At 30.4% G+C, this 12,307-nt stretch carries 12 protein-coding genes; 7 read left to right on the forward strand and 5 right to left on the reverse strand.

Annotated features, from left to right (window positions below):
- Nucleotides 1–131 precede the first annotated feature (131 nt).
- The 4 genes from ASC44_RS01865 (at nt 132) to ASC44_RS01880 (ending at nt 4,011) form a co-directional block, all read left to right on the forward strand.
- Entirely contained in the window at nt 132–1,808 is a 1,677-nt protein-coding gene (locus tag ASC44_RS01865; RefSeq protein WP_055445926.1) for an SGNH/GDSL hydrolase family protein, read from the forward strand.
- A 420-nt stretch (nt 1,809–2,228) separates the two neighbouring features.
- The gene (locus tag ASC44_RS01870; RefSeq protein ID WP_241491390.1) at nt 2,229–3,203 is read left to right on the forward strand and encodes a fatty acid desaturase family protein; all 975 of its coding nucleotides are present in this window, start codon (nt 2,229–2,231) and stop codon (nt 3,201–3,203) included.
- Nucleotides 3,204–3,293: 90 nt separating this feature from the next.
- Nucleotides 3,294–3,485 (forward strand): cold-shock protein, encoded by a 192-nt coding sequence (locus ASC44_RS01875; RefSeq protein WP_055437225.1) that lies wholly within the window; start codon nt 3,294–3,296, stop codon nt 3,483–3,485.
- 334 nt (nt 3,486–3,819) lie between these two features.
- Complete coding sequence (locus ASC44_RS01880) at nt 3,820–4,011, forward strand: cold-shock protein (protein WP_055445928.1); 192 nt, start codon at nt 3,820–3,822, stop codon at nt 4,009–4,011.
- 122 nt (nt 4,012–4,133) lie between these two features.
- Here ASC44_RS01880 and ASC44_RS01885 read toward each other — a convergent pair whose 3' ends face one another.
- Nucleotides 4,134–4,529, reverse strand: a complete 396-nt coding sequence (locus tag ASC44_RS01885) for a DUF983 domain-containing protein (protein ID WP_055445929.1) — start codon at nt 4,527–4,529, stop codon at nt 4,134–4,136.
- 186 nt (nt 4,530–4,715) lie between these two features.
- Here ASC44_RS01885 and ASC44_RS01890 point away from each other — a divergent pair, with 186 nt between their 5' ends.
- The gene (locus ASC44_RS01890) at nt 4,716–5,600 is read left to right on the forward strand and encodes an AraC family transcriptional regulator (protein ID WP_055445930.1); all 885 of its coding nucleotides are present in this window, start codon (nt 4,716–4,718) and stop codon (nt 5,598–5,600) included.
- 36 nt (nt 5,601–5,636) lie between these two features.
- Here ASC44_RS01890 and ASC44_RS01895 read toward each other — a convergent pair whose 3' ends face one another.
- Nucleotides 5,637–6,539, reverse strand: coding sequence for an EamA family transporter (locus ASC44_RS01895; RefSeq protein ID WP_055445931.1), 903 nt, complete (start codon nt 6,537–6,539; stop codon nt 5,637–5,639).
- A 206-nt stretch (nt 6,540–6,745) separates the two neighbouring features.
- On the opposite strand from ASC44_RS01895, the gene ASC44_RS01900 reads away from it, so the two are divergent.
- On the forward strand, nt 6,746–7,669 hold the full coding sequence (locus tag ASC44_RS01900; protein ID WP_055445932.1) for a hypothetical protein: 924 nt from the start codon (nt 6,746–6,748) through the stop codon (nt 7,667–7,669).
- A 62-nt stretch (nt 7,670–7,731) separates the two neighbouring features.
- On the opposite strand, the gene ASC44_RS01905 is transcribed toward ASC44_RS01900, so the two are convergent.
- Nucleotides 7,732–8,352: a hypothetical protein gene (locus tag ASC44_RS01905; protein WP_055445933.1), complete on the reverse strand. Its 621-nt coding sequence runs from the start codon at nt 8,350–8,352 to the stop codon at nt 7,732–7,734.
- 344 nt (nt 8,353–8,696) lie between these two features.
- A complete protein-coding gene (locus tag ASC44_RS01910; protein WP_055445934.1) occupies nt 8,697–9,137 on the reverse strand; it encodes a TlpA family protein disulfide reductase in 441 nt (146 codons plus the stop codon).
- 309 nt (nt 9,138–9,446) lie between these two features.
- On the opposite strand from ASC44_RS01910, the gene ASC44_RS01915 reads away from it, so the two are divergent.
- On the forward strand, nt 9,447–11,300 hold the full coding sequence (locus ASC44_RS01915) for a S41 family peptidase (protein ID WP_083476222.1): 1,854 nt from the start codon (nt 9,447–9,449) through the stop codon (nt 11,298–11,300).
- A gap of 10 nt (nt 11,301–11,310) precedes the next feature.
- Here the strand turns inward: ASC44_RS01915 and ASC44_RS01920 are convergent, their stop codons facing one another.
- Complete coding sequence (locus ASC44_RS01920) at nt 11,311–12,306, reverse strand: PorP/SprF family type IX secretion system membrane protein (RefSeq protein ID WP_055445936.1); 996 nt, start codon at nt 12,304–12,306, stop codon at nt 11,311–11,313.
- Nucleotide 12,307 lies beyond the last annotated feature (1 nt).

Consider the following 12,307-nt stretch of genomic DNA (forward strand, 5'->3'; position numbering starts at 1 on the left):
TAGAGTATCCTACAGATGCTCCAATATATTCTGATAATGCTTTATTTGTAGATTTTGGGAATAGTACTAATCAGACTGGTTCTAATTGGAACAACTTAACAAATGCCTTAACTACTGGTAGCTTAAATAACTTGGTTAATAATGGAGGTGTTACTACTAATATTGATTTAGCAGTAACAGATGACTTCAATTTTATAAATGAAAATGGTACAGATGTACCTGGTCAAAGTTTAGGAATCCCTAATACAGCTACAGCAGATAGCTTTTTTGGTAATACTGTAGAATTTCAAGATAAAACGGAACCAACAGGAGCTATAGAATATAGTAATTTCGATCCAAATACAGATTTATCATTAACCATTTATGCTTCACGAATAGATTATATTGAAATTGATAATAGAGAAACAATGTACACTATTGAAGGATTAACAACTGAAATAGTCTATTTAAACTCTGCAAATAATATAAATAACACTATTTCTACTACTTTAAAACCTAAAGCAGATGGAACTTTAACAATAACGGTTGCTAAAGGACCAAACAATACTAATGCTAATGGTTTTTTCTACCTAGGAGCTATGGCAATAGAATACACTCCAGATCCTGCAATAACATTAAGTAATCCAAATGGAGGAGAATTTTGGCAAGAAGGAAAAATAACAGAAATATCTTGGAGTTCTGCCGGAATAACTTCAGATATTAGTTTAGAGTATTCGATAGATAATGGTCTAAATTGGAGTACAATTAGTACAACGATACCTTATACTTCTAATCATTATGATTGGACAGTACCAAATACAATTTCTGAAAATTGTTTGGTAAGAGCAACTTCCAATCTTGTTAATGACACTAGTGATGCTGTTTTTGAAATTTCAAACGATCCAACTACTTGTAACATTGTAGTCATTGGCTCTTCTACCGCAGAAGGTATTGGTGCTTCTGCACCAGAAAAAGCATGGGTAAGTTTGTATGCCGAAGCTATTTATCAAAAAAACACGAAGCTTAACGTTATAAATCTAGGAAAAGGAGGTTACACAACATATCATCTTTTACCAACAGGAACAACTATACCAAGTGGTGTTAGTGCGACTATTGATACTGAAAGAAATATTACAAAAGCACTTAGTTTTAATCCTATTGCTATTATAATGAATACACCTTCGAATGATACGGCTGAAGGTTATCCTGTGGCAGATCAACTAGCCAATTACAATATTATTTATAATGAAGCTAGCAGCAGTACAGTGCCAATATGGATTGCTACACCGCAACCAAGAAATTTTAGTACGCCTGCAAAAATACAAGATCAAATAGATGTTAGAAATGGTATATTAACAACTTATTCTGCAAATGCTATTAATTTCTGGGTCGATATTGCAGATACTGATGGTACCATATTAAACAATTTAGATTTTGGAGATGGTGTTCATTTAAACGATACAGGGCATGCACTTTTGTATAATAAAGTTTTAGAGACCAGCATAGATAGTTTAGAATGTGAAATGGATGAAACATTAAACACCTCTGAGTTTGAGAATACTTATTTCTCAATACGTGCTTATCCTAACCCTATTAAAGAGCAATTAAATTTGAATTTTAACGCTTCAACGAATGGTGTCTTTACTTTACAATTGTATGATGTTTTAGGAAAAGAAATTTTAAAGAAATCTTCAAATTTCAATGCAGGTAGTAACCTGAATGTATTCAATTTACAGCATTTAAACACTCAAGTAATACTAGGGAGAGTGGTATTTAAAAAAGATAATGGAGAAACTTCTGTTAAACAACTTAAACTTATTATTGAATAGTTCGAGTAAGTTCTAAAAAAAGCCCATCAGCAATGATAGCATGATGGCTTTTTTTGTTTTGCTTTTCTATTTTGAAATGAAAATATTAAAAACATTAATTATAGAAACATTAAATAGTTATACATAACACTATATATTTAATCTATCTTTACACCTCAAGTTGTTGATCGCCTTATACTATAAATTTTCCCTTTTTAACTCTTTGCTTTTTTCAATTTTTAAAGAGACGTTTTTCAGTTAACAAACCTGATGCGTTGTATTATTTAAATTTTAAAAATTAATAGCATCAACAATCCAAAATTTTCAAGAGACATAAATCCTGACTTTGCAAGAACGTTAAGATCACGAGTAAACACCTACTTCAAAACGCATAAAAAAAGTCGTAATGCTAACACAACAATGGTTATTAAAACCATTATTATGCTTTCATTATTTATTGTGCCTTTAGCGTTATTATCTTCTGGTCTGGTAACTCAAAGCTGGCAATTATTTTCGCTATATATTCTTAGTGGTTTTGGGATGGCAGGTATTGGTATGGGCGTTATGCATGATGCTATCCATGGTTCGTATTCTAAAAATAAAAACGTAAATAAACTTTTAAGCTATTCTTTTAATCTTATTGGTGCTAATGCTACTGTGTGGAGAATTCAGCATAATGTTTTACACCATACGTATACTAATATTGATCATGCAGACGACGATTTAAATGCTCCTTTTTTTCTTAGGTTTTCGCCACATGCCAAACATTATAAATCACACCAATACCAACATATTTATATTTGGTTTTTCTATGGTATCTCAACAATATCTTGGATTACCACTAAAGACTTTGTGCGTTTAAAACGTTATAGAGACATGGGCTTTTTAAATAAAAAGAACGAGTATAAAAAAGCATTAATTAGCATGACAGCTTGGAAACTTGCTTACTATACTTATGCTATTGTTTTACCTATGGTTTTATTGCCATTCGCTTGGTATACTATATTGTTAGCCTTTATTTGTATGCATTTTATTACAGGTCTTGTAGTAAGCACTGTTTTTCAAGTGGCACATATAATGCATGATAACACGTTTCCATTACCTGATGAAGATGGAGCAATGAATGATAACTGGTATGCACATCAATTTGCGACCACTTGCAATTTTGCTCCTAGAAGTAAAATTCTATTTTGGCTTTTAGGTGGCTTAAACTATCAAGTAGAGCACCATGTCTTGCCTGATGTTTGTCATGTACATTATCAAGAATTAGCTAAAATTGTGTCAGACACGGCAATAGAGTTTGGCATGCCATATCACGTTAAAAAATCTTTTTTTCAAGCGATTATAGATCATACTAAAACCCTTAAGCAGTTAGGTAAAAAAGATGTTGTGGATGTAGTAGGAGAGTTAATATAAAAATAATTAGAAAAATAGCTTGTTAATTATTACAATGGCATTATCTTTGCGTAACAGTAAGTAATTATTAAAATTAAACATTATATTATTATGAGTACAGGAACAGTTAAATTTTTCAACGACACAAAAGGTTTTGGATTTATTACAGAAGAAGGAGTAGACAAAGATCATTTTGTACACGTTTCAGGATTAATCGATGAGATTAGAGAAGGAGACGAGGTTGAATTTGACCTACAAGAAGGAAACAAAGGATTAAACGCGGTTAACGTAAAAGTTATCTAAGATATATACTTAAAGTTTTTACAAAAGCCCATCAATTAATTGATGGGTTTTTTTTGTTTTATACTTGTTGCTAATTAAGTATTGCAGCTACAAATAAATACTCTAATTATAAATAAAAAAATCAAAATAAGGTTATCTTATAAATGGATGCAATGAATTGGAAATGATTTTTTTTATATAAACATTAATGTTCATTTTAAGGGTTTGCTTTATTTTAATACTGTACAACAGGTATTTAATATATTGCTACAAGAGAAAATAATAGCATTTTCCTTTTTCTGGCATCATCTTTGTATTCTAATAAGTAATTATTAAAATTAAATATTATATTATTATGAGTACAGGAACAGTTAAATTTTTCAACGACACAAAAGGATTTGGATTTATTACAGAAGAAGGAGTAGATAAAGATCACTTTGTACACGTTTCAGGATTAATCGATGAGATTAGAGAAGGAGACACAGTTGAATTTGACCTTCAAGAAGGAAACAAAGGATTAAACGCAGTTAACGTAAAAGTTATCTAAGATATATACTTAAAGTTTTTACGAAAGCCCATCCATTTATTTGGATGGGCTTTTTTTATGCTAATTAGAATATAAAATTAAAGATATTCAGTATAGTACAAGCGCTTTTATAATAAATACTCTTATTTTTTTATTGCAGCTGTTTTAGGCTTTTTATAGTTCATAAAAAGGTTTATCCATATATTTCTTGAAAGCCTCAAAATTATTGGTAACGCAATTACCATAACGCTAACTATTAAAAAATAGCAGACAGCTAAAGACAAGTGCAAAAGGAAATATGAAATAAAAAACGTTGTTCCTCCAAAAAAGATACCAACAGGATAACTAACATACATAGCACCAAAAAAGAAAGAGGGCTCTATTTTATATTTTGTATTACAATGGCTACAACGTTCGTTCATGGTTAATGTACTATTTACCTTGTATGGATTAAGCACCGTGTACATACTTTCATTTTGGCAGACAGGACAATTTCCTGTAAAAATGCTATATACTTTTGTTCCTTTTAAAAATTTCATAATTAAACTATTTTAGTTAATTTTTATAGTATAAGAAGAATTGTCGTGACAAATGGTTATTTTTTATTTCGCTTTTTTTGTTATACTATGATGATTTGTTTAACATTACAAAGGTATATTATTATAGTAATTTAAGGCTTGTACTATTGTCTCCAGTTTTTGTATATTTAGGACATATTTCTATTTATGAAAAATGTACCAATATTAAATATACAGCAGTTTGAAAAAGAAGATACGCTATCTAATTTTTATAGTAATGCTTTAAGTTTACATATAAAAAAGAACGCAGACATAGTACATAAGCCGCATAGCCATGATTTTTTTTTATGTGTACTTTTTACCGAAGGTACAGGTACGCACGAAATAGATTTTACAGCATATACAGTTAGTAAAGGAAGCGTTTTTTTTCTAAGGCCAGGCCAGACGCATAGTTGGAAATTTAGTAGTATACCTAAAGGTTATATATTTTTCCATACTCAAGATTTTTATGAATTTTATTTTTTGAATAAAAAACTAAAACAATTTCCATTCTATTATTCTTATAAAAACCCTCCAAATCTTATTTTAAAGGAATCACAAATAAATGGCATAGAAAGAAGATTTGAAGATCTCAATATCGAATATCATGACGAGTCTCCTTATAAAAAGCAAAAACTAGTAAGTCTTATTAATATAATCTATATAGACTTATCCCGTATTTATACAACGATAGATAGTAAAAAGGAAACATTATCCTCATCCTATTTAGAAGCCTTAAGTGTATTAGAAGAAACTATTGAAATGTTTTATAAAACAGAAAAATCTGTTATATTTTATGCTAATAAGCTTAATATAACTGCTAAACATTTAAACAGAATAACCAAAGTAACAATTAATAAAACCAGTACAGAGCTTATTACAGAACGTGTAATATTAGAGGCCAAACGTTTAATTGTACACTCAAAGAAACCATTATCTATAACTGCAGAAACATTAGGTTATAATGATTATGCTCATTTTTCTAAATTATTTAAATTAAAAACAGGAATAACACCTTTAAGATTTAAGAAAAAATACGATTCTACTATTTAATGAAAATTGAGGAGGAATTTAGACTAGTATTTTTATTTATCCGGAATACAAAATCAAAAACACACCTAGCATAATACCAGCTAAAGGCACTAATTTTTTACGCTTGTTTTTCTCTTTAAATACAATACCACCAATAACCACTGCAATTATTAACTGACTTCGTTTTATTGCAGACAATAACATAATTAGAGCCTCAGGATCTTGCAGCGCCTTAAAATAGAAGTAATCTGCTGCAACTAGCAAAACGCCAACAGCAACAATAGACCATCTAAATTTAAATGCTTTACGTTTAGCAGCATAAGGAAACCAAGTAATACTCAAGATAACTAGTAGAATAAGTATAGTATAAAAGCAAAACCAGAATTGTAACGTTTGCGGATTTAAACTTAAAGTTTGTATTAAAAACTTATCGTATAAACCACTAGAAGCACCTAAAAAAGTAGCACCAATAATGGCAAAAATCCATTTGTTGCGTTTAAAATTTATGCCTTCTTTTTTACCAATTCTAGAATATAATATCACTGAAAATATAATCAGAAAAAAACCAACCCATTGGTATGCATTTGGACTTTCCTTATAGATTACAATAGCACCAATAAACGTAAAAAACGGTCCAGCCGAACGTATTGGTGTAACTATAGTTAATGGTAAATGTTTTAAGGCTTGATAAGCCAAAATCCATGAAGCGGCCATTATAGAAGACTTTATAAAAATAAAGCCATGCATTTTCCAGGCAATATCTTGAAAATTATAACCATTTTCTTGAGCATAACTCGGGTAGAAAATAGAGAGCAAATAAAAAGCACTTACAAATACAAAACCACTAGATACAGTACCTAAAAGCACAGGGAAAACCTCGTTTCCTTGTACTGCATGTTTTTTGCATAAGTTGTGTAATCCCAGAAAAAGTGCGGCCAATAAGCCTAAATACATCCACATGGCGCGAATATAGTTTTTTATAGAATTTTGGAGTTAGAAAAATATATAGTTTTTAATTAATTATAGTATTATAGTATAAACATGAGTTTTCAAACAATGCTAAGGCTTTGATTACTTATAGAATGGTAATTCGGGTATAACTACTTGTAAATCTATAGTTTAAAGTTGTTAGATTACTATGTTATTCATTTTAAAATTTAAATCACATGTTATTTTTCGAACACAACAAAGTATTATTTGTAGATTATAATTCACCTATTTTTTTAATATTATTTCTCTTAACCTCTGTTGTAGAGGGTAATGCACAAGTCAAGAAGATAGACTGGAGCTCTAAATTTACCTTTAGTGCAGCTTATGGACAAATAAATCCAACTTTAGATGGTAACCAAAGCTTAACCATTACAGCGTTTCCATCTCAACAACAAAACGAAACTATCCTTGCTACACAACGTGTGGTAAATAATAACATAGCTAATAGTTATCTGTTTGAATTCGAAACTTTATACCAATTAAAACCTAAACTTAATTTAGGATTGGCTTTACAATTTAATGGACCAATTAATTACCAATCGCAACTGTATTATAGTGAACAGAAATTAATACCATCTAATAACACAGTACTAAAAACCACAGGTTTTTATAATCAAAATACACGAATCACTAGTATAACGGCAGCTGCGGTATCTAATTTTGAATGGTTTACTATTAAAATGAAGACCACAAGTATTGCTTTAGAAACCGGAATAGGTTTAGGAGCATCCTTTATAAGTTTAAGATCTGGGATATCTAATATAGAACTTACTTTAAAAGAAGCGAATAGCAGTACAACACAAAATGATGTTTTAAACCGTGGAGATTTAGCTCTAGAAACCGATAGACTAACCACTATTACGTGGCAAATAAGTTCTGGAATAATGATAAAATTAAAAGAAAAACCAGCGTTTAAATTAGGATTTCGTTATGTAGATTTAGGTAAAGTAACGCTTTTTAAAAGACAAGAAACAGCGCAAGACTTATTTACATTAACGAGTACTGTAACTGGAGCTCAAGATCAAAACCTAGTATTAGCATCTACCAATACAAAGCGACGTTTGTTCTCTAAAGCAATTTACATTCAGTTTTATTTCTAAAAAATTGGACATAAAAAAAGCGAAACACTAATGTTAGTGTTTCGCTTAAGTAAAATATAAAATTATTGTCTTTCCCAAAGTGGCGTTTCAACGCCTAAAGACGCTCCATTATCACCTTTTACATGAATGTTTGGCGCTAAAAAACGAATTTGCGAGTGGTTTTCTCCTTTCTGAATTGTGCAATCCATAACAATACCAAATAGACTTCCAGATACCGAATAATCGTACGCAGTGTTGTTAATATTACCTTTATACTTAAAAGTATTAGTCTTGTTAGCCATTTTTACCATAGCATCAATAATTGTAGTTTGTTGCGCTGTAGTTAAGCCATAAGAGGTCATGGTATGTGTCGTTTGTTTGTGAGTTGTTTTACTTCCTCCTGCAGAAAACCATAAAAAGAAACCACGTCCTCCACTAGAAGTATCCTCGGTTAGTTGGTCGTATTTTGCTTGTTGAGATGCAGATAACATACCTCTAATTAAAGCATCCAATGCATCTACGTTATCCGGTGTTACACATTGCATTGTTAAATCGAATTTAACATCAATATTACCATGTGCAGGAATAGTGTAAGTTGCGCCAGAGCATTGGCCTTGTCCATATGCATTTACCGACACACCATCTGTAGAAGCACCGCTGTTATTTACAGCTGGATTTTTGAAAATTGTTCTTAAATCGTTCATAATTTAAAGTATTTAATAGATTAATAATACTGTAAAATTACTGTAAATCAATACTTTATAAATAAGTATAAATACCTGAATATCAAATCGGTAAAAAACGAAGAGTCCTACGTAGTTGTACTTGGGTTTGGTTATTTAGGGAGTGTTTTGGTGTTGGGATTTTTTTTATTGTTGAATTAGGTTTCCCGTAAAATGGTACTGTTTGGTTTTATTACTTGTCGTTTTTAATAAATTAAGGCAACGAAGATTGGGAAAGAAATTGAGTGTATTTGTTATAAAAATGAATAAAATGATATCTGTACTTTAGTGTTGAAAATTATATTGATTAAATATAAATCAATAGCTTACCTATCAACAACAACACTCTCCAGCGCATAATAAATTCTATTCTGTGCATTTTCTTGAGACCCAAAAATAGAACGAAACAATTCTCCTTTTTCGGTAATTAGTAACCATTGTGGTGTGCCTTCAGCATTAAACTGGCTGTACACCTTGTGGTTTTTGTCTATAAAAATGGGAAATGGATTTTCGCCACTTGTAAAAACACTTTTTATGTTTTCTTTTGTGCCTTCTCTGTTTTGAAAATCGGCATGAATACCTGCTACTTGAATAGATGGATAATCTTGTTGAAATTTATAAGCCAATGGTATTGCACGACCAGTACAACCCAAACAATCGTTATTATAAATAATAAGTAGCAATACTTTATTTTTATAAGCCGCGATTAAATCTACAGCAACACCATCTAAATCTTTAACGTGTATGTGTTGTATTGGGTTATTCATTTTAAGTTTTTCAGTGTTATTACTATTTACAAATTTAGGTGTAAAATTATATTACAACAGCTCTTTACTAAAAATTAACTAAATGTGAAGTTTTCGTTTTTCAGTATAAAAAAAACAACCATCTCATAAATCGCGTATTTGAAAATTTATTTCCTGTGGTACGGAATATTGAAATTATGAAGCTTTACATTTTTTAGGTTCGTTTTAACCTTTTAATTTGATATTAGTTATTGTCAAAATATATAATTGCTATATTGTTTAATCGGTTTTTGAGAATTGCTTTAATCATTCAGTTTAAAAATTAAAAATATGAAAACATATGTATTACTCACGCTTTTATGTTTGAGTTCAATTGTAAGTTTAAGTCAGACATTAGCATTAGAAAAAGCATCACCTTTTACTGCTGTAAAATGGGAGAATGAAGAACCTATTGTACAATTTGAAAACGAATGGTATCATTTTGAAAAACTAGAGTACCTCAGCAAAAAAGAACTTTTAGATTTCTGTAAAAAAGAGTTTGGCAAAAAATGGCAAAAACGTTTTACTGAAGATTTAGTAGAAGTACTTCTAGATGGCTTTAATTACAAACCAAATACAGAAGTTGTTTTACAGTTATCTAAAGCGGGTGTTTCGAAAAAATATACGGGAACATTTACACTTGAAAACAGACAGCGTTCTCTTAAATATAATAGGAGTATAGCTACTTCTAATGTGAAGAATGCTTTGCCTGAAAAAATAAAAATTGGAGAAGCAATTGAAGATTTAAAGGCATTTGAAAACATACTCGATTCTACATCGTCTTATGCACAATTATCTGCGTTTAATTATAAGTCTGCTATTAGTAATTTAATAGTATCTATTGAAAGTAAAAAGAGTGCTGTTGATAGAAATGAATTTGCGAATGCGATAAGTAAAATAATGTCGGAAATAGGAGATAGACATTCGTCGATTAAAAATGAAGCCTTCCGTAAAGGAGAACATAAAACGTATAATTTAAGGCTTCCGTTTGGTGTAACGTCTATAGATGGACATATTGTAGCAACAAAGAACAATGTAAATAATGAAAATTCTAGTTACTATTATAGTTCGTATCCTAGAATTAAAAGCATCAACGGAATTGCTATAGGAACCCTAATAGATTCTTTTAATTATAGAGCAAAAAAAGCACCAAAAGAAGCTAAAATTTATAGAGGTAGTAAGGCTATTGAAAAATATGGTGAACTGTTATTTAAAAATAATATAGCGTGTGCAGATAGTGTAAATGTAGTGTTTAGTAATGGTAAGAATGAAAGGGAAGAATTGGTAGCGTTAACCACTACTAGAAAAGGTTATACTTCTAAATTACTGAATGAAAGTTACAGTAACATGGCCAAAATGAAGACGGGAAACTTGGAAGATTTAAGTACAATGCTAGAAGATAACATTGGTTATATTAACATACCAAGAATGTATAGCTATAATGAAATTGAAGGTTTAGAAAAGGTTATAGAAACTACGCTTGAAAACTTTATTGATACAAAAGCGTTGATTATTGATGTTAGAAATAATCCAGGTGGTGTAAGAGCTATTTTGCAAACGTTTGCAAGTTATATAATACAGCCAGATCAATCGCCTTGGATTGCTAATGTTGCATATTTAAGAACAGATAATCATAAAATTGAAGATGAAGCGTCTATGGGTTCTCGTTATCTTTATAGTTATAATTCTGAAAATCTAACCGATAAAGACAGGCAAGCAATAGACCATTTTAATACTACTTTTAAACTTGATAAATCTTTTAATAAATTAAAATTTAGTGGCCCTTTTTATATGGTTTTGCATAAAGGCGATAAAGCATATACGCAACCTGTTTACATATTGGTTAATGAGAATAGTTTTAGTGCAGCTTCTGTTTTTACAAGTGCTTTTAAAAGTTTAGCAAACGTAAAAATAGTAGGTGTTACTACTGATGGTTCTAGTGGTAATTCTAGAGTTTTACATTTAAAACATTCTAATACGCGCGTTAAGGTGTCTACAATGTTGTCTTTTCAACGCAATGGAAAAACGTTAGACGGTAATGGAACTATACCAGATATACTAATTCCGGCAAATGAAATACAAGTTTTAAAAGGTGTCGACCATCAATTAAATCATTTAATAGCGCTAATTAATGGTACTAATTAGGTGTTTAATTTTATCTATTTAAACCTGCACCTCTATATTTTCTCCAACTGGTTCCTTTTGTACACGGACAATCGCTCATGCCTTGTAAAAAGTCAATACCTATTGTAAGTGCGTGTGTTCCTGAATTAAATCCAGATAAATCGTTAATGGTTATTTGGTAAGAATACCCTAAATAGAATCCTTTTTTCATGAGTCCAGCCATTGGTCCAATATTTAATGGTTTTAAAGCTTGGTCATTTAAAAAACGATACGATGCACCTATCCAATAGTAATCTCCAGAGCGGTTAAACTTTCTATATTTAAAATTAATATCTGTACTTGAACGTCCGTCGTTATTATAACGTTGGTAAAAAACAGAAGGTTCTATTTCTGTGTTTTTTGCCGTTTGAATAATATAACCAGTATAAGCTTGGTAATTTAAAAGTTTACTAGGTTCTATTCCGGTAAAGTTATCGATATCCTTGTCTAAAAGGTTATTAGCATTTAAACTGAGATAAAACATTTTATAGCGATAGAGTATTCCAACATCGAAGTTACTATTATTAATAGAACGATCGTCTGTAATGGTTGGATCTACAATTGGCATTTCTTCTGTTCCTTCGAAGTTTTCTATATCAATTCTAAAACTATTAATGTTATACGAAAGACCAAAAGATAAATACTGTTGCGATTTATAATCTAAAACAATATGATGTGCAAAAGAGAATTTTACACCTTTTTGACGCGTGTTTCCATTCTTATCATTATAAAGAGACACACCAACGCCAGTTTGATTTCCTATTCTAAAATCGGCATATAAGGCTTGGTTATCTGGAGCGTTTTTAATACCTACCCATTGTGTTAATCCGTTAGCTCTAATTCTTAAATTCTCTCCAATTCCTGCGTAGGTTGGAGAGATAATAAAATCGTTATCTGCTAAATATTGTGTAAAAACAGGTAAGTTTAGTTCTTGCGCGTAATTAAACGAAGCTATAAAAAGAACGATATAAAGTGTGAATTTTTTCATG

Source organism: Lacinutrix mariniflava, assembly GCF_001418015.1.
Taxonomy (GTDB): domain Bacteria; phylum Bacteroidota; class Bacteroidia; order Flavobacteriales; family Flavobacteriaceae; genus Lacinutrix; species Lacinutrix mariniflava.

What these genes read in the sequence shown, in the direction of transcription:
- ASC44_RS01870 (WP_241491390.1), top strand. Translation starts at nt 2,229, where the DNA reads ATGCTTTCATTATTTATTGTGCCTTTAGCGTTATTATCTTCTGGTCTG.
- ASC44_RS01875 (WP_055437225.1), top strand. Translation starts at nt 3,294, where the DNA reads ATGAGTACAGGAACAGTTAAATTTTTCAACGACACAAAAGGTTTTGGA.
- ASC44_RS01880 (WP_055445928.1), top strand. Translation starts at nt 3,820, where the DNA reads ATGAGTACAGGAACAGTTAAATTTTTCAACGACACAAAAGGATTTGGA.
- ASC44_RS01885 (WP_055445929.1), bottom strand. Translation starts at nt 4,529, where the DNA reads ATGAAATTTTTAAAAGGAACAAAAGTATATAGCATTTTTACAGGAAAT.
- ASC44_RS01890 (WP_055445930.1), top strand. Translation starts at nt 4,716, where the DNA reads ATGAAAAATGTACCAATATTAAATATACAGCAGTTTGAAAAAGAAGAT.
- ASC44_RS01895 (WP_055445931.1), bottom strand. Translation starts at nt 6,539, where the DNA reads ATGTGGATGTATTTAGGCTTATTGGCCGCACTTTTTCTGGGATTACAC.
- ASC44_RS01900 (WP_055445932.1), top strand. Translation starts at nt 6,746, where the DNA reads ATGTTATTTTTCGAACACAACAAAGTATTATTTGTAGATTATAATTCA.
- ASC44_RS01905 (WP_055445933.1), bottom strand. Translation starts at nt 8,352, where the DNA reads ATGAACGATTTAAGAACAATTTTCAAAAATCCAGCTGTAAATAACAGC.
- ASC44_RS01910 (WP_055445934.1), bottom strand. Translation starts at nt 9,137, where the DNA reads ATGAATAACCCAATACAACACATACACGTTAAAGATTTAGATGGTGTT.
- ASC44_RS01915 (WP_083476222.1), top strand. Translation starts at nt 9,447, where the DNA reads ATGAAAACATATGTATTACTCACGCTTTTATGTTTGAGTTCAATTGTA.
- ASC44_RS01920 (WP_055445936.1), bottom strand. Translation starts at nt 12,306, where the DNA reads ATGAAAAAATTCACACTTTATATCGTTCTTTTTATAGCTTCGTTTAAT.